The sequence below is a fragment of the Colwellia sp. SU-HH01217 genome (assembly GCF_057543495.1).
On the sequence record NZ_BAAJLX010000008.1, the window covers coordinates 149,577 to 168,158 of the forward strand.

At 35.5% G+C, this 18,582-nt stretch carries 14 protein-coding genes and 1 pseudogene; 8 read left to right on the forward strand and 7 right to left on the reverse strand.

Annotated elements, in window-relative coordinates; translation table 11 throughout:
* Positions 1–347: 347 nt before the first annotated feature.
* The 3 genes from AC27G3_RS11720 to AC27G3_RS11730 are packed head-to-tail and all read right to left on the reverse strand — an operon-like array spanning position 348 to position 6,015.
* Positions 348–998 (reverse strand): hypothetical protein, encoded by a 651-nt coding sequence (locus tag AC27G3_RS11720; protein WP_487121731.1) that lies wholly within the window; start codon positions 996–998, stop codon positions 348–350.
* Positions 998–4,618: a VPA1269 family protein gene (locus tag AC27G3_RS11725; RefSeq protein WP_487121733.1), complete on the reverse strand. Its 3,621-nt coding sequence runs from the start codon at positions 4,616–4,618 to the stop codon at positions 998–1,000. Before AC27G3_RS11725 ends, AC27G3_RS11720 begins: the two co-directional genes overlap by 1 nt.
* Positions 4,615–6,015, reverse strand: coding sequence for a hypothetical protein (locus AC27G3_RS11730; protein ID WP_487121734.1), 1,401 nt, complete (start codon positions 6,013–6,015; stop codon positions 4,615–4,617). Before AC27G3_RS11730 ends, AC27G3_RS11725 begins: the two co-directional genes overlap by 4 nt.
* Before the next feature lie 167 nt (positions 6,016–6,182).
* Here AC27G3_RS11730 and AC27G3_RS11735 point away from each other — a divergent pair.
* Together AC27G3_RS11735 and yfaE are read left to right on the forward strand one after the other, a co-directional pair.
* Positions 6,183–6,617 (forward strand): annotated as a pseudogene (locus AC27G3_RS11735) (ribonucleotide-diphosphate reductase subunit beta); the annotation flags it as partial.
* A gap of 65 nt (positions 6,618–6,682) precedes the next feature.
* The gene (yfaE, locus tag AC27G3_RS11740) at positions 6,683–6,940 is read left to right on the forward strand and encodes a class I ribonucleotide reductase maintenance protein YfaE (RefSeq protein WP_487121736.1); all 258 of its coding nucleotides are present in this window, start codon (positions 6,683–6,685) and stop codon (positions 6,938–6,940) included.
* A 40-nt stretch (positions 6,941–6,980) separates the two neighbouring features.
* Here yfaE and AC27G3_RS11745 read toward each other — a convergent pair whose 3' ends face one another.
* On the reverse strand, positions 6,981–8,396 hold the full coding sequence (locus AC27G3_RS11745) for a diguanylate cyclase (RefSeq protein WP_487121738.1): 1,416 nt from the start codon (positions 8,394–8,396) through the stop codon (positions 6,981–6,983).
* Positions 8,397–8,922: 526 nt separating this feature from the next.
* Between AC27G3_RS11745 and AC27G3_RS11750 the strand changes: the two genes are divergently transcribed.
* The 4 genes from AC27G3_RS11750 (at position 8,923) to AC27G3_RS11765 (ending at position 11,556) form a co-directional block, all read left to right on the forward strand.
* A complete protein-coding gene (locus tag AC27G3_RS11750; RefSeq protein ID WP_487121739.1) occupies positions 8,923–10,140 on the forward strand; it encodes a M24 family metallopeptidase in 1,218 nt (405 codons plus the stop codon).
* Positions 10,141–10,260: 120 nt separating this feature from the next.
* A complete protein-coding gene (locus tag AC27G3_RS11755) occupies positions 10,261–10,827 on the forward strand; it encodes a septation protein A (protein ID WP_487121741.1) in 567 nt (188 codons plus the stop codon).
* Positions 10,828–10,850: 23 nt separating this feature from the next.
* The gene (locus AC27G3_RS11760; RefSeq protein ID WP_487121743.1) at positions 10,851–11,153 is read left to right on the forward strand and encodes a YciI family protein; all 303 of its coding nucleotides are present in this window, start codon (positions 10,851–10,853) and stop codon (positions 11,151–11,153) included.
* 1 nt (position 11,154) lies between these two features.
* Positions 11,155–11,556, forward strand: a complete 402-nt coding sequence (locus AC27G3_RS11765; RefSeq protein ID WP_487121745.1) for a lysozyme inhibitor LprI family protein — start codon at positions 11,155–11,157, stop codon at positions 11,554–11,556.
* Between the two features lie 36 nt (positions 11,557–11,592).
* Here the strand turns inward: AC27G3_RS11765 and AC27G3_RS11770 are convergent, their stop codons facing one another.
* The 3 genes from AC27G3_RS11770 to AC27G3_RS11780 form a co-directional block, all read right to left on the reverse strand.
* Positions 11,593–12,657, reverse strand: coding sequence for an AI-2E family transporter (locus tag AC27G3_RS11770; protein WP_487121747.1), 1,065 nt, complete (start codon positions 12,655–12,657; stop codon positions 11,593–11,595).
* Between the two features lie 120 nt (positions 12,658–12,777).
* Complete coding sequence (locus AC27G3_RS11775; RefSeq protein ID WP_487121749.1) at positions 12,778–15,369, reverse strand: ABC transporter permease; 2,592 nt, start codon at positions 15,367–15,369, stop codon at positions 12,778–12,780.
* 2 nt (positions 15,370–15,371) lie between these two features.
* A complete protein-coding gene (locus AC27G3_RS11780) occupies positions 15,372–16,103 on the reverse strand; it encodes an ABC transporter ATP-binding protein (RefSeq protein ID WP_487121751.1) in 732 nt (243 codons plus the stop codon).
* Between the two features lie 49 nt (positions 16,104–16,152).
* Here AC27G3_RS11780 and AC27G3_RS11785 point away from each other — a divergent pair, with 49 nt between their 5' ends.
* Complete coding sequence (locus tag AC27G3_RS11785; protein ID WP_487121753.1) at positions 16,153–16,731, forward strand: arylesterase; 579 nt, start codon at positions 16,153–16,155, stop codon at positions 16,729–16,731.
* 64 nt (positions 16,732–16,795) lie between these two features.
* Entirely contained in the window at positions 16,796–18,376 is a 1,581-nt protein-coding gene (locus AC27G3_RS11790) for a cation:proton antiporter domain-containing protein (protein WP_487121754.1), read from the forward strand.
* The last annotated feature ends 206 nt before the right edge of the window (positions 18,377–18,582 follow it).

Here is an 18,582-nt window from a genome sequence, read left to right on the forward strand (position 1 = left end):
AAATATTATTTGTCTCTGTTTAATTAATAAAAACATAGCTATCAAGGTAACCAATAAAATTGATACTCTGTTACTAATAACGTTTTGATTAGTTTTTCCAAAAAAGACAGTAAATTGCTTTACAGACTTACTCACACACTGAAAACAAGTGTGTCGGAATATATCGATCTCAAGTGGGCTTTGGATTCATTATCGGCTACAGCCCCAACAGACCTTCCGTAGTTGAGCTAAATACACCACTTGACATACAAGCTCCTTGTCAAATTAACAGGCTCAGAAATAGAGATTTATTGAGCCTGTCTCAAGGGATTTATTAATTCAAAAAAGGCCGGAACAATAGCACCTAACTACTTTAATAAATCCTTCAAGCCGTTGTACTGACGAGAGTTTAATAATGTCCCTCCCTTTGACTTAGAGAATATATAAACCATTTCTCCTCCCCCTCGCACTTCAAACTCATCACTAGCGTATTCAGGGAATTCAAATAACAAAATTCTTAAGGATTTCTTTTGTTCATTAGTCAATACCCCTTGAGCTACAACCGTATTAGCATGATCAGACTTAAAGTTGTGTGATTTTATCGTATCGGTCAACGATATGACTTCTGTCCTTAGAGATTTACCATCAATTTCTTTTTGCACTTTCTCTAATAGATTATTTCGTTGTTCTAATTGGCTGATATACGCCTTCACTCCTATTGGCAATTCTGAAAGCTCATCCTCATCATCTTTGCGTTCAACTTTAATCAAAGATTTGTAAAAGCCTATTAGATCTTTATATTTTTTACTGCTGTCGCTACCATTGCCAAATGCTCCTTTTCCTGGCGTTTTGAAATTTTCAACACAATAGCCACCAATTTCTTCATAAGTAAGCTTCTTATTATTGAGGAGCAAGGCTCGACAGGCTTTAGATACATTTGTTAAACCTTTCTTTAACCTTTTATCTTTAGCCTCTTCGATCATTTTTTCTGCTTCACTGTCTGCAAATAAAAAGTCCATTATTTCTTCTCCTCTATTTTTAATAAATCAGCTTCAAGAGAAGTCAATGATTGTCCTAGTTGCATGAACTTTTCCTCTCCTAAATTTGATAATAGGACTCTTGGATCATCAAATTCATCATCATCAAATGAGCGACCAAGCTCTTTTGTTATGCTTGACAATTTATACAATATTGCCGCCCGTTTAACTTCATCATTAGGCACAAATAGCAAAGGGTTAGTGTTTTTAGATAACGATGCAAACTTAGTGCAAAACTTTTCTAATTGTATCATTGATATTGTATTTTCTTCTCCAACAATCCCTAGTACGGCTGCTTGAGTTGTTCTTTCCATAGCAGCATCAAATACCCCCATTGATTCCCACTTTAAATCATTAGGATCGGTTATTGTGCCAAACTCAATCGGCAGTTGCTTATTTTTTGAGTCTAACTTGGCTACTTCGATAGTTTTCCTCAACATTAAATCCCGTCTTTTTAGTTCTTGAACCCGATGAGCCAAAAGGGCTGTAACTTCATCAGCCTTTTGTGAAAATTTTTCTGAAATTATTTCAGCTCTTTGATAGTCTGAATGATTGAAAGCCTCTTGTGACTTAGTTAAAAAATCAATGCGTTGGCTAACTAATTCCTCAACCTCACTTGCAACTTCATTCAAATAATATATTTGCTCAAGAAGAAACCTGGGGCCTGTTTTCCAATATCTACAGTTACCACACCGAAGCGAACCACCTTCAACGGATGAAATTTCAAATACTTCCATTTGACGAGTGTACTTAATATTTATTCCACCAGTTTCACAATCAAAACTATCACAGACACCCCCTTTCATTACTTTTGGCTTTCCGCCTTTTGTCATGTCAGGACGCGGAAATTTCTCACTTTGCCATTCAGGAACTAAACTAAAAAGATCTATTAAAGTCTCTCCATCTCGTAATCCAAATTCTAAATAAAGCAACTCATTCTCTGTAGCAACTCCGGCTTTCTTCTTGCTTTCTAACAGTAGTTTTCGGTACATCGCTTCTGTTCGTTTATGGTAATACAACGTCATAATCGAAGTGTTATGCCCAACCAAAATCTTAACAATCTCTTTATCAAGACCCCGATCTAGTAAATCAGTTATTCCAAATACTCTAAGCGTATGAACATCAAATAAACAATTTTCACCTTCATCAAAAACGACAATGTGATCAGCATATTGCGGATAAGTTTCTTTATACTGTTTTTCAGCTTCTTTCATTAATAATTTGAATAACGTTCTGACATTATCAGCCTTAGTAGGCAGATATAAGTTAGTTCGACTGGTATCTGCATCAGAAACCCTAGGCATTGATAAATCTCTAAAGAGTGGCGTGAAATATGGGAGATTTACCCAAATCTTAGGATCATACTTACCCGAATCTTCATCAATAACTTTGACAGGCTCAATATCCAATGGAGAGTAGGTATTATTAAATACCCTTTGTTTTTCAAGTATGTTGTAAACATCAACTACATCTTCAATATCGCAATCATATGGCCAAGGAATTGTATATCCGGTATATCCCTTCTTTTGTAGTGAATACCCTTTGGTTTTATTTGTGTTGATATATAAATTTAAACTCTCATTTCCTTGCGCCTGTTCTGAAGAAAACACACCCGTTTGGGTATATTTTTTTGTATGTGTTTCACCATCAGGATATCTAAACCCTGCCAATGGATGAGTATTTTTAATAAACGCTCCCGAAGTAATATCCCAAATTAGTTTGTCCAACAATCCTTCATCCAACCATCTCACTTGATGGAGCCTCAAAGGGAGAATTAATAAAATATGAAGAATGTAAGGGATGTTATATGCAAAAACACTATCTCGAATGCCCGTTTCTTTATTTAGCAATGATAAAGTACTTCTAGGTAAATTATCCTTTGCAAATTGATAGTCATCTTTCTTTAAAATATCCAAAGCCATCTTATGAATAACAGATGGCATAGCGGCTCTAGTAGTTTGGCTATTAACAGGGGTTGCAGGGAAAACCTTTTTGGATTCAGGAAATGGGTTTGTATAAGCTTTATTATCTGATAATCGACTGGCATTAGTGACATGCTCAAACATCTGATGAACTGTTGACCAAATGTTTCGAACAGTTCCATCTCCAGCTTCAACTGCATTCAAATAATCATAAAACGTTTTATCTGAAAATTTAAACAAGGGGTCTTTGAACATAATGACATTAAAATCAACTATTCTACTGATCTCACTTTTGTACTCATCAGAAAGAGATATATACCAATCGACAAAATGATTAATACGATTAATTGTCTTTTTGTTACAGTTAGATGCAGTATAAGTGCTAATTTCATCGAATAATGAATCTGGAATTAATCCTTTTGCCCATCCTAAATTTAATGACTTTCTTTCATTTCCGCTATTTAAAATCCGCCTCATACTCGTCGCGCTAAGATAAGAACGATCAAATTTCTTAAAACCGTCTTGTTCAATCCAACTCGAATCAGTCTCAAGCTCGTCAAAAAGCTCTCTTAAAATTTTATAAGGAAGGTGTTTAGAAGTATTATAATCATTGTCCCTATACTTCCCTCTCATTGTTTCAGAAACGTCCCTAGCTAATGACTCAGGAAAATCGGCCATTGATTGACAAGTTGAAGATAGATATAAAGACGAACAAAAATCCTTCAATGAACGCTTTTGCTGTTTGTCTTTCGTTTCTAACAATTTTGCTCCCATCAAGTCGGATTTCAATTTACAATCTGGCAAATAACTAACGACATCATGAAGCAAGCTTTCTTTTTTAAAACTAAATGGCAGTACTATAATTTTACTGTCAGCAAGTTCGAATAATAGCTCTTTTGTTATCAATGATATTCTTTCAACGGTATTTGAAAATAACGTTCTCGTTTTTTGACCTTTTTCACCTAAACAAAAAAATTCACTCTCAAAAAGTGTAAAATCTTTAACATCTACGCTAGGCTCCAAGTTGAAAACAATCCTTGGTAGCAGCATGAGTAATGGTGTGTCCATAATACTATTAACATCAACAAAACCGTTTACTTTATATTTTTTTATTGTTCTACCGTCAGAAGAAAAATTATATCCAACGCGTTGAGCCAAATAATAAATAAACTTAATAAGTGAATCATTATCTATTCCTTTGAATGTTTCCATAATATTCAAAGAGCTAGCTGAGGATTTTTGTGGGTGAAAACCTACATTTAAGTTTTCGAAATTGTTCTCTACTGTAAACTTTATGAACTCATAGGCTTTTTCTTTACGTTCATCAATAGCTATGTCTGTCAAAAACTTAAAGTGGAATAAAGTAAAAGGGGACTGAATAATTTGCTTAGAAGATAAATTTCGCTCGTCAAATCCAACTAAATATTTATCAAATTTTTCAAACACTGATGCTATAAATCTAGTTTTAACTTTATTTTCTAAAAAGTGGGCTAAATCACCAATTTGTTCTAATTTATTACGATCAACAACAATTGTATCTAATGTTGCGTTATAACTAACTGGCCGATTAGATATAAAGCCTAAACCAGAGCTTAATTTTGAAAGTGAAAAGTCAATTTTACAAACTCCTTCAAACTTTGACCATTTATCAAATTGTTCTTCTAAACTAAACTTTCTCATTTTTTACCCCAATCACTAAAATCTAACTCATCCCATATGGATGTTTCTTTCATTGCTATTTGTCTTTTTACTTCTTCTGGCGATAAGTTGTAATAAATATCTGTACTAGTTTCCCTTTTATGACGAAGAATTTTCTGTGCATCCTTTTGGCTAACTTTTAAGACATTTGCACAATAAAACCCCGTAAAGTGCCTCATGACATGTGAATACAACTCTTTCCCTGTTATCTTTGCAGAATGTCTTCTAAAACGACTTTCATAAGCATCAACTGTCATCGGCATATCATTATCTGTATTACATAATAAATATGGATGAGAACGTCTTGATTGCATTAAAAGCTTGGGAACAAGACGAGTAAATAATTCTTGAGCGTATCCACAGGTCCACTCAAGTAAGTGACCATATTTTTCATTCGGATCACGTAGTTGAACACCTTTCCAGCCTGCGTGATATCGATGTCGTGTATGAAGATTGGTTCGTACTGGAAGTCGTGATAGGTAATCTATATTAATATCATCTAAATCAGAGATGGCTTTATGTTGACGTAAACACGACTTTAAAATTCCTATTCTAGGAACGAGCTTATTCTTTTCAGGTGAAAATGTTTTTCCTTTATTAGGGTCTGAAATAATAACTTCAGCCAAACTCCCTTGATAAACGATATCTGATACAAAAATATGTAAATTTTCTGACTCTCTTAACCCAGTGAAGCCACTTAATAAAAATGCGGCTTGGTAGTTAATATTTTCTTCACTATCGATAAACTCTTTTAATTTTTTGGGTGGAAAGTACTTAATGATTTTCGAATTACCTTGATCAAAAAATTCATTATCATAATCTAATCCTGTTTGATTACGATCATCGGCCATCGCATCGTTAACTGAAGAAACATGTTCTAACAACTTAAAATTAGTTTTCTTTTCAAAAGCACTGTATCTAACCGTCATTTGATGAATCATGTCATCACTAACGAGTTCTGTGACATTTAGATAAGTTTTACAGTAAGACTGATACTTTTGAAATTGAGTAATACTTTTACGGACATCTGCATATTTAGTTTTCTTCCAGAACAAGCCTAAATCACACACACCGTTTTTTATAGTTCCATGCAATTTTGCACTAAAGTAATCGATAATAAGCTCATGCCCACTATCCAAATAAGCCTGATGTTTATCCTCATTGGCTAAGTAAAATTGATAAATATCTGCTACTACTTTGAATATTCTTCTCAGCGCTGCATCTTTCCCTCTTCCAATATCCATCTGCTCTTTAGTAAATGACAATAAAGAGAAAGAAACCTTGCCGTCTACCAGATAAACAAGTGGAAAATCTCTTTCAAATTCCTTTGTTCTGACATAACGTATATAATGACTACGTGAACCTAAGTTGTTTTTCATTTCATTCTTCTAAGATTATTTGTGTTGTTATGTGTGGTGACGGAACTTACCGAAACACACTAACATTATTTATTAGTATTCACATTAAATTTTACATTAAACTTGATTATATTTTTAATTTAAGTCTTATTTGTATATTTTTATGTGGGTATAACTTGACGGAATAAAAGCTAATCGCTCGTGATGAAGCGTTACATTTAACTGGTACCCAGCATATTCTTAACAACTGGCGTTCAGGTAAAGATGATCCTGAAATGAAAGAAATTGTTGATGATCTTGCTGAACAAGGACGCCAAATATTTTTAGATGTAGTTGAACAAGAAAAAGAATGGGCTCAATACTTATTTAAAGATGGCTCAATGATCGGCTTAAACGCAGAAATTTTAAACCAATACATTGAGTATATTAGTAATCAACGCTTATTAGCGATTGGTTTTAGCGCCCCATTTGATGTAAAAAGTAATCCGTTACCTTGGATGAATGCCTACTTAGTTAGTGACAATGTGCAAGTCGCTCCTCAAGAAACAGAGATATCTAGCTATTTAGTTGGCCAAGTTGACTCTTCTGTTTCTAGTGATGATTTTGACGACTTTGATCTCTAAACCGATTATCTATTTTGTTTTTCTTTATTTTAGCACTCCAAATATCTTCTTAACTAGGTGTTATCGTGAGTGCTAAAATTACCGTAAACGAAAAGGTTATTGACTTTACTAACCCAAAACAAACATTATTAGAATGCTTAGAGCAAGCAAACGTAGAAGTTCATTATCATTGCCGGGATGGATTTTGTGGTGCCTGTCGAGTGAGTTTAATTGAAGGAGATATCAGTTACCCTAATGGCGAGCCACTTGCCTACATTGGGGAGGGAGAAATACTAACTTGCTGTTGTATACCTGTAACTAATATTACCTTAGAAATAGACTAGCTTGCTTTTCAAGCCAGTCTTACATTATACATACTGACTACTAACTAGCAGTTTGCTGATCGATGTAAGCTTTAATACCGGCAATAACTTTTACTAACTCTGGCTCTACTCCCTCTTTAAAGAGTCCTTCAATTTTTTCAAACTCTCCTTCATTAATCGCATTATCTAATATTTTAGTGTGTTCAAACAATGTCATCGCACCAATTGAACAAGCGACTCCTTTTAACGTGTGAGCAAGGTGCTTAACTTCTTTAAAGTCACTTTCGTTCAAAGCAACAGTTAATTTCTCTCCATCTTGATTATGATCTTCGTAAAAGAGAACTAATATCTCTTTTAGTAACGCTTCATCATTAAGGACGTTGACAAGCCCTACCGAGAAATCAATACCTGGAAAATTTTTATCCGCTTCTCCAAAATTCAAGTTTGATTCAAGTTGATTTTGCTCATTAACGACATCTTCTGATGGTGCAATTTCAATAGTATTTATTTGAACATCATCAGAATTTACAATGGTATTTCTACCACTAGATTTTGCTTGATATAGTGCTTGATCGGCAAGTTTCAATAAACTATCGGTATCAACACTAGACTGTGAAGAGTCTTCGAATAACTCAGGCGTTAACCCAATACTAACCGTTATGGAAAGCGGGTGTTCTGGATCCGTTTCTATGTGTATTTTATGCGCTTCAATTCTTTTTCTTAATCGTTCGCAAACAATTATCGCTTCATCAATTTTAGTGCAAGGCATACAAACAGCAAACTCTTCCCCGCCTATACGCGAAACAACATCATAATTTCTAAAAGATGAAAGCAATATTTGAGCAAACTCTACTAACACTTTATCACCAACATCGTGACCATAATTGTCATTAACCTGTTTAAAAAAGTCGATATCAAACATAGCTACCACAAGGCTTTGTGAATTACGTCTACTTTGATTTATCGCTTTCGTGCTTAGCTCATAAAAACTTGCCCGATTATTTAATTTGGTCAGAAAATCGGTTTTGGCTAAAATCTCTAATTCTCGACTTTTAGTCATTAAGCGTAATGACGTTTTAATTCGAGCTAATAAAACCTTAGCAATATAAGGTTTAGTTACATAGTCATCAGCACCAAGTTCTAATGCATCAACGATTTCATCTTCATCATTTGAAGCAGAAAGCATAATTACGGGGATATCATGGGTACTTGGATTTTCTTTAATTACCTCTAATGTTTGTAATCCTGACATAGAGGGCATATAAAGATCTAAAAGGATTAGATCAATTCCAGATGCATTAGCAATACTCGGACTCCACTCTTCGCTATTACCTTTTAAGACAGTCGCTAAACACTCTTCGCCAGAAGTTGCCGTTATTACTTGATACCCTTCTGCACTGAGATCAAAATCAAGTAACATTAATGTATCTTTAGCGTCATCTACCGCTAATATAGTGTATTTATTGTCTAGTTCCATTTTCCCACCATTAGCTTTAATACGCTAAAATTATTCATTAGTTAAAAGTGTAGAGTTTGTTGATCTTTCTAGCTTACTTTTACAACAATCTGTTGGTTATTCTACCTACACGTATGTAGATACTTAGCGAGAACTGGACGAATAGTTGTGACTATTATTTGCATAGAATCACTAAATTGCACACTAATCACCACGAAAGTTAAATAACTTATCTACTATCAATTAGATAATTACGATATCAACTTAAAGTAACAAACTTACTATAAATTAAATATAGCAAAGTTATCAATCTTTGATAACACTTCCTAGATAATTAAAATATATGACAAATTTATCATTAGCCACATACTAAAAATACCGAATATTACGTACACTAATAATGATAGTATTATTTATTTTACTGTTGTGGCAAAGCATCATCAATAACACTTGAGACATAAAACAAAATGTATATTGTATAAATAATTTTAATTACATCATTAACTGTGTATAATTTGGTGAAACTAAATTGAATAAAGGTGTTCACATGACAATAGGCGTTGGCGGCTCAACCGCAGAAATTGAATTAGCAAAACTTAGTGATATGACAACAGAAATATCTCCTATTTCATTAAGTGAATTTGAGCAACGTATTAAAAAAGCTCAACAGTTAATGCAAGAGCATGATATTGCCGCTACGTATGTGAACGCTGGCACAAATTTATATTATTATACTGGAACTCGTTGGTATGCAAGTGAACGCATGGTTGGCGCTATAATACCTCAACAAGGTGAAGTTCAATACATCGCCCCATTCTTCGAGATTGATACTATTAATCAGTTTATGAAAGTAGAAGGGAAAATACATGGTTGGCAAGAACATGAAAGCCCTTATCAGTTGTTTGTTGATGTTTTAGCAGACGCAGGGATCACTTCAGGAAATATTGCCATTGACGAGTCAACACAGTTTTTTGTTGCTGAAGGTATAAAAGCCTGTGGCCCACACTTTAATTTACAAGACTCAAAAGCGATTACAGCTGGTTGCCGTATTCAAAAATCAGATCATGAAATAGCTCTATTGCAACGTGCTAAAGACATGACCATTGTAGTCCATAAAGCTGTTGCCAAAATACTATATGAAGGAATTACTGTTCCTGAAGTTACTGACTTTATCAATCAAGCGCATATTAAATTAGGCGCTCCCAGCGGCTCTTACTTCTGTATCGTACTTTTTGGCAAAGATTCTTCCTTCCCTCATGGTGTTCCAGCACCTAAACCGCTCGAGCTTAACGATATCGTATTAATTGATACTGGTTGCCAAGTAGAAGGTTATATTTCAGACATTACTCGTACCTATGTATTTGGGGAAGCTAATCAAAGGCAACGCGAAATGTGGAACTTAGAAAAATCTGCACAACTTGCTGCTTTTAATGCAGCTCAAATAGGTACACCTTGTGGTGATGTAGACGTAGCAGCAAGAGAGTATTTAGCCAGTAAAGATATGGGTCCTGACTATCAAACTCCAGGCTGTCCCCACAGAACAGGGCACGGTGTTGGTTTAGATATTCATGAATGGCCATACTTAGTCAGAAGTGACAGAACACCTCTTGCAAAAGGCATGGCCTTTTCAAATGAGCCAATGTTAGTTATACCTGATGAGTTTGGTATCAGACTAGAAGATCACTTTTATATGACAGAATCAGGACCTAAATGGTTTACAGAGCCGTCTCATTCTATTGATGATCCGTTTGGTTACGAAGCTTAACTTTTTATCCCCTTTAAAAGCCCGATCTCTGTCGGGCTTTTAAATCAATAAGCGATAATTATTTGGCTATTAGTGCAAGTTTAGTTAGAATAAATCATAATAAATTTTTTGTGATACTTCATGCACGCATTTTTCGAATATATACCTCTTGTCATATTTTTTGCTGTTTATAGCTTAGTTGACATTTATTGGGCTACCGCTTCTCTCATCGTAACTTCGGCATTACAAATATTATACTTTGTCGCTAAACGAGAGCCAGTTCCTACCAAAAGCTGGGTGTTTTTTGCGATTATCGCCATTTTTGGCGGCCTCACTATTTTTCTTCATGACGATCTGTTCATAAAATGGAAAGTTACTATTATCAATTTACTTTTTGCATTGGTATTGCTGATCAGTAATAAGTTTTTTAATAAAAACTTAATGAAAAACTTTTTAGGAGAAGCGCTCACTTTACCTGAAAACGTATGGACGAAACTTAATTGGTCATGGGCTTTGTTTTTTACATTTTGTGCCATATTAAACCTGTACATTGCCTATAATTTTGAACAGCAAACTTGGGTATATTTTAAAGTGTTTGGTCTAACCGCATTAATGTTTATTTTTGCGATAGCTTCAATTATGGTGCTCTACAAGTACCTTCCACAAGACGAAACGACCAACACTAAATTGGACAATCCGGAAAAATAAATTTTTATAATTGGAAATAGAATATGTATTACCTTGTATACAGCGAAGATGTAGAAAACAGCTTACCTTTAAGACTCGGCGTTAGAGAACAACATTTAGCGCGATTATCTGAATTACAAAATCAAGGCCGATTATTAGTTGCAGGCCCCTGTCCAGCAATTGACTCTGAAAATCCAGGAGATGCTGGCTTTACTGGTTCATTAATTATTGCTGAATTTAATTCTTTAGATGATGCTCAAACTTGGGCAGATAACGATCCTTATATTGCCGCGGGTGTTTATCAAAAAGTTACCGTTAAACCTTATAAAAAAGTTTTACCTGCTTAATATGATCAAGAATATAATCACATTATCAGCCTTATTTTTTGTCTTCGCTAGCCCGATAGCTCAAGCATCAAAAAATATTAAGCTCTGTGAAGAAACTAGTGCGACTAACATTGAGCTTTCTCAATGTTTAGATGGTGTTAAAAGTGCTGTTGACCGAGAACTACAAACGTGGGTAAACAATCAAAACTTTATTTTAGAAGAAATAGAATTATCCACGGGAAGAGGCTCGGCGTTAATGATGTTTAAACGTTCACAAAGTAATTTTATAACATTTCGTGAAAATAACTGCCGTTGGCAATACCTAGCACTTTCACCAGGTACTGGAGCTGGTTCAGCTTATAAAAAGTGCTATATAAATGTAAGTTTAACTCGCATTAAAGAATTGACCCAGTTAAACGAATAAAAAAAGCCACTTTGCAGTGGCTTTTGTAACATAAGCTTATGACTTATCTGTTATCTCTAAGGATTTATCTAGTATTTCATCACCAGAAAGCAATACAGCAAACCAGCGTCCCTCTGTTGAGCTCTCTAAGCCTATTTTTATAATCATCGTTAAAGGTACCGACAACAACATACCGACGGTGCCTAATAACCACCCCCAAAAGATCAAAGACAAGAAGACCACTAGTGTAGATAAGCCTAGCCCGCGACCTAAATAGCGTGGCTCTACCACATTGCCCATTACAGTATTAATAATTAAATAACCGATGCCAATTAAGCCTGCTTCTGCTAAACCAAGTTGTAATACGGCTAACGACATTGCAGGAACAGCCGCAATTATCGAACCAATATTAGGAATGTAATTCAATAAAAAAGCTAACACTCCCCATAAGAGAAAAAAATCTAAACCAAAGCACCATAGCATGAAAGATACGATCAACCCTGTAGCAATACTCACCATAGTTTTAATAGCAATATAATGATTAACAGAAGTTAAAAACTGATCGATTTGCTTCATCCGTCTGGTAGGGTCGGCAAGTGCAAGATGTAACTTACTCGGTAGTGACGGTGCTTCGAATAACATAAAGACTACTGTCAATATAATCAAAAAAAGATTAGCCATTACACTACCAAACCCACTCAGCATATTAGCCGCTAACCCCATTGCAGCTGCGGGATCAAAATATTGGAGTAAAATTTGTGAAGATATTTGAATGTTAAACTCGGCTAACTTTGCCGTTACCCAAGTAAATTCTTCAATCAGTTGTTCTCGGTATTGAGGAATCAACTCCAACAACTCATTTAACGAATTACTGACTAACCCAGCTAGAGATAAAGCGATAGTAACAAATATAGCGATAACTAAAATAACAGAGATAAAACGAGGAACTTTAAATTGGCTTGCTTTGTCGATTAAGGGGTTGCAGATAATTGCAATAAACACAGAGAGAAGAAATGGCACAAGAATATTTGTTGCAGTTTTTAACCCTGCTAAAATAATAAAAACACTGGCAACCATAAGTAACATTTTTAATGCAACATTACCGCTTACTTTCACTTCCATTGAGCAATCCTTTTAAATAAATTTTCACTGTTTGCAACATTAACAAACAGTGAAAAAATTAAATTGTATATAACTGACTGAACTATACGCTAAAAGTTAGTTGAGTGTAATGTCGAGAATCTACATTGTTCTTCTGATCAAAGTAACACTTGAAAGTTTTAATAATCGCCAGCAACTAATTAAGCCAATGCTTCCTACAAAAGCTGCACCAGCCCCTACCCCCAATAACCAGTAACTAAAGTGAAAGTTAGCAGGCATGTCAAACACTTGAGTTTGTAAAAAGTAGACGGCAATTTCCATGGCAAAGCTTGCCATTAAACCTGCAATGGCTCCTAAAGCAACAAACTCAAACAATATGCTGTTACGTAGTAAAGCTCCTTTTGCACCTAAGGTGCGTAATATTGCTAGCTCTCGTTCTCTTTCTTCCATACTCGCTTGAACTTGCGCAATTAAGACTAACGAGCCGGCAAGTACCACCAAAATCAAAATCAACTCGATTGCGACACTAACTTGATCTATCACTTGAAATAATTGTTTTAAAATAGCTCCAAAATCCATCATAGTAACTGTTGGAAATTGTTTGAAAAATTGCGACAAATCAATATCTTGATTCTCTGGTACCATCCATGCTGAGATAAATGTTGCAGGAAATGCCTCTAAAACAGGTTTATTAAACACCATAATAAAATTAAGTTGTCTAGACTGCCAATTGACTTCTCGAATGCTAGTTACAGGTACAGTAAATCGTTGGCCGCCAAGATCAAATGTTAGTTTATCACCCAATTTAATGGAAAGACGTTCAGCCATCCCACTTTCTACAGAAACTTGTCCTTCTTTATCATTAGACTTCCACCATTGACCCTCAACTACCTTATTTTGATAAGGTATATCATCATGCCAGGTTAAACCTAACTCTCGCCCAACCCCTTGTCTGGCTTGTCGTGTTTCATCATTATCTTCATCTGTTTCTTTACGTTGCTTCTCTGCATCCTTAAACTCTGCTCGACTAATTAATTTTTCTGAGTTGATTTCAGCTAAACGACCTCTAAAGACTTGATAAAACCCTTGGCTTTGAATGTTATTTTGATCAACAAAATTATTAATATCCGCTAGCTGCTCTTGGGCAATATTCATTACATAATGATTAGGAGTATTTTCGGGAAACTGTTGTTGCCACTCAGATATGATTGACGTTTTCATTACGGTGATTAACAAAAGTAACTTAATGGCTATAGTAAAGCTAACCAGTTGAACGCTGTTCTCACTTGCTCTGCGCTTTAAATTAGCTAACGCTAAATGCCATGACTTACCTGCTTGACTTCCGACACTTCGCCCTGCACTCATTAGTCCGCGTCCAAAGGCTAATAGAACAACTGACACAACAATTCCACCGGCTAATAGCGATAAACTCATCCGTAAATCTTGACTAAAAAGCATCAACAAAGTGAATAACGCTAACAATGGCACCAATTGATGTAACCCAAAACGTGCCGATTCCTCTTCATTAAAGCCCCGAATAACGTTAAGTGGTGAAGTGTTAACTAGTTTTTTCAACGGCTCTAACGCAAATGCTACCGCACACAATAAACCGGTAATAACCGCAATGCCGAATGGCTGGTAACCTAATTGAGTATTGTCCAAAGACAAGTAACTGTCGATGGCGTTCACGCCTAAAACCAGTAAAGCATAACCGACGGCTAATCCTATACTGATACTAATAAAACTTAATAAAGACCAGTGCAAGTAATAAAGCTTTCTAATATGAGATAACTCAGCGCCTAACGCCTTAAACACAGCGACCATAGGTTGGTGACGCTGACCGTAACGACGGCTTGCCACAGCAACGGCAACAGCAGCTAATACAATACCCAACATACTTGCAAGAGAGAGAAATTTTTCAGCTGTTGTTAAGGTGTTAGACAATCTTGATTGAGCTTGTTTAGCATCATAAAATCGCTGGGCATCATTTAATTTAGGTTGTACCCAAGATTCAAATGCTTGAACGGCTTCGTTGTCTCCTGCGAATAAATATTTATACGTTAATCGACTCCCTGGTTGTACAAGCTGTGTTTTGGGTAAATCTTTAATATTAACAATAATCGTTGGACCAGCAATAAAAGCGCGATATGACCTATCTGGAATATCAGTAATAATCCCTGCAATTACAAATGATGCCAAACCCACATCAATTTGATCGCCAAGTTTTACACTTAAGCGATTTAAAACACTTGGTTCAACCCATACACTGCCTTGAGGAGGAGCATGCTCAACAGTGGCTATCTGTTGTGCTACAGAATGTTTAACTTTTAACTGTCCGCGTAAAGGATAAAGATCAGAAATTACGCTCAACTCTGATAACAACATCCGCTCCCCAGCAAAAACCATAGACTCTGTTTCAACTTTTTCGGCGACTTTTAATTGGAGTTGCTCACTCTTTAGTAATATTTCAGGTTCAATAACACGGCTTGTTCGTAATACTCTGTCTGCCGCAATGTAAGAAGAACTGCTTGTGAGTAAGGCTTGTTTTATTTGACCAGAAAAGCCAGATAATGAAAATACGGTAGCAACAGCTAAAACAATAGCTAAACATATAATGGTTAACTCACCACGACGAAATTCATGTTCAAGCAATCGTAGTGATTGCTTAACCCACACGTTATTGGTTTTAGTTCCATGTTCTTTTTGACTATTTATTGAAGAATTTAATGACATGGTTACCCTACTTTTTCAATATGAGCGTCTTTCGGCTTATTAGTATGCTCTTCTTTTTCAGTTAAGTTGCCACTGTCCATTTCAACTTGTCGCATACAACGATTTGCTAACTTTTGATCATGGGTAACCAACACCAAAGTTGTTCCTTGTTTCGCATTTAAGTCAAATAATAAATCAGCAATATGTTGCCCTGTCTTACTGTCTAAATTGCCGGTTGGCTCATCGGCAAATAAGATATCAGGTTGAGAAATAAAAGCCCTAGCTATAGCAACTCGTTGTTGTTCACCACCAGAAAGTTGTGAAGGGTAATGGTTAACTCTATCGGCTAAACCTACTTGAGCAAGTAGTGCTTTACCGCGTTCTTGAGCATCTTTAACATTAGCTAACTCCGCAGGTAACATAACATTCTCAAGAGCTGTTAAACTGTTTATTAATAAGAACTGCTGAAAAATAAACCCCACATGATGTGCTCTTACTTGGCTACGTTCTTCTTCATTAAACTGGTGTAGTGCATGGTTTTTAAGATAGACTTCCCCTGAGGTTGGTAAATCAAGTCCGGCAAGCAAAGATAACAAAGTTGTTTTTCCAGAACCTGATGAGCCAACAATAGCAAGGGTGTCCCCCATGTTTACCTCTAAGTCTATCGGTTGTAGAAGTGCTAAAGTTTTATCTTCTAACTGAACAGATTTAGTTAATGCGCGTACTTTTAAAATATTTTCGGGTTCTACATTCATGAAAAAACATCCAATTTTGATTTCTTTACTTATTATATGTTGCAGTCTGATGACTTTTACACCTGCTTGGGCAATTACCTCTATTCTACTACTAGGTGATAGTGTTAGTGCAAGTTATGGTATGAAACAAAATGAAGGCTGGGTTCACCTTCTTAACAATAAACTCAAAGCCCAAAAATCCACTTATTTTATTCATAATGCAAGTATAAGTGGCGAGACTACAGGGGGCGGTTTATCAAGGTTACCTGAAATATTAGCCACCAATAAAATTGATCATTTAATTATCGAGTTAGGTGGTAATGACGGTCTTAGAGGGTTCTCACCTAAGTTAATAAAAAATAATTTGTTACAAACAATTACCCTTGCTCAAGCAAAAAACATTGAAGTAACGTTAATGAAAATAAGAATAACACCAAATTATGGTCCTAGATATAACCAAATGTTTGAACAGGTATTTATTGACGTCGCCGCTGAAAAAAATATTCGACTCATCCCGTTTTTTATGGAAGAAATCATCACCCAACCTAACTTAATGCAAGCGGATGGCATTCACCCTAATAAAAAAGCGCAACCATTCATCGTTGAAATTGTAGGCAAGCAGTTAAAAGAAATCTTGTCCGATGGATAAAGCAGCTAATCTTATTGTATTATAAGACGTTTACCCACTTCCCCCTTTAAAATGAGTTGATATAATGGAATTTTCTTGGATACTATTTGCATTTGTTTGTGGCCTTGGCGCTAAAAGTTTTAATTTACCCCCATCTATTGGCTATTTAGTTGCAGGATTTGTTCTTCACTTTTTAGGGTATCAATCTAACGACAACTTGCAAGCGCTTGCCGATTTAGGCATCACTTTAATGCTTTTCACCATTGGCTTAAAGCTTAATATTAAAGATTTAATTAAAACTGAAGTCTGGCTAGGAAGTTTACTTCACACCAGTCTCTGGTTAGTTTTTTCTTTATTATTTATTAAAGGGCTTGCCATTGCCTCTATTGCATTTTTCACGGATTTAGACTTATCAACTGCCGCACTTATTGCTTTTGCTTTAAGTTTTTCCAGTACCGTTTGTGTGGTGAAATTACTTGAAGACAATGGCGAAATGCGAACACGACACGGTAAACTTTCTATTGGTATTTTAGTCATTCAAGACATCATTGCTGTTGCATTTTTAGTTGCTGCCACAGGTAAAACACCTTCTTTATGGGCTTTTGCATTACTCGGCTTATTTTTATTAAAACCTGTTATTAATAAAATAGTACAACATGCAGGTCATGGAGAGCTAATCCCTTTAATGGGATTTTTTCTTGCGATAGGTAGTTATGAACTCTTTGAACTTGTTAGCATAAAAGGTGACTTGGGTGCATTACTCATGGGAATGTTTCTAGCTTCACATAGCAAAGCTAGTGAAATTAATAAATCTTTAATGAGTTTTAAAGATCTATTTTTAATAGGTTTTTTCTTATCAATTGGTTTTACTGCATTGCCAGATTGGCAAATGGTGGGGTTAGCTCTTTTATTAATTGTATTATTGCCTATAAAATTTATGCTGTTTTTTGCTTTATTCAGTTTATTAAAGCTAAGGTGTCGTACCGCTTATTTAACAGCTTTAACGTTAAGCAACTATAGTGAGTTTGGTCTAATTGTTGCCGCCATTAGCGTAAAAGCAGGTTGGCTAAGTAATCAATGGTTAGTCATCTTAGCGTTATCTGTCTCATTTTCTTTTATTCTTACAAACGTGCTCTATCGTTATGCTCACAAAATATTCACCAATAAAAAAGAGTTTTTCAAACGCTTTGAAAACCCAATTGTATTAGCCGAAGACAATTTCATGCAACCTTGTAATGCGAGCATTATGGTTATTGGCATGGGCCGTGTAGGAATGGGGGCTTATCATGCGTTAAATAACCATTTAGAAAAACAAGTTTGGGGAATTGATGCTGATAAAGAAAAAGTTCTCTGGCTAAACAAAGAAGGCGTAAAAGCCTATTACGGCGACGCGGAAGATGCTTATTTCTGGGAGAGTATTGATTTATCTAAATTAGAACTAGTGTTATTAGCCCTGCCCTCAGTTCAAGACAGTATGCATATTACTGCGCAGTTGAAACTGGCTAATTATCCAGGAAAAATAGCCGCTATTGCTCGATTTGATGATGAGCGTGAAAAGTTACAAGCTTACGGTATTGATAAAGTATTTAACTTTTATAACGAAGCGGGTGTTGGTTTCGCAGATGAAAGTATGGCGATGCTCTCACCAACTGTACAAAGCAAATAAAACGATTCACTTTCCCCTTCTACCTGTTATTAACGCTTTCATAATACTGTGAGGGCGTTATCACGCTACTCAATGTACAGTATTGAATATAAAATCAAACGCCATAAAAATTAGACATAAAAAAACCGACTAAAGCCGGTTTTTTTATTTCACTAATATCACTTTAAAAATTATTAATACATTACCCTGTAACTTACTAATAATTA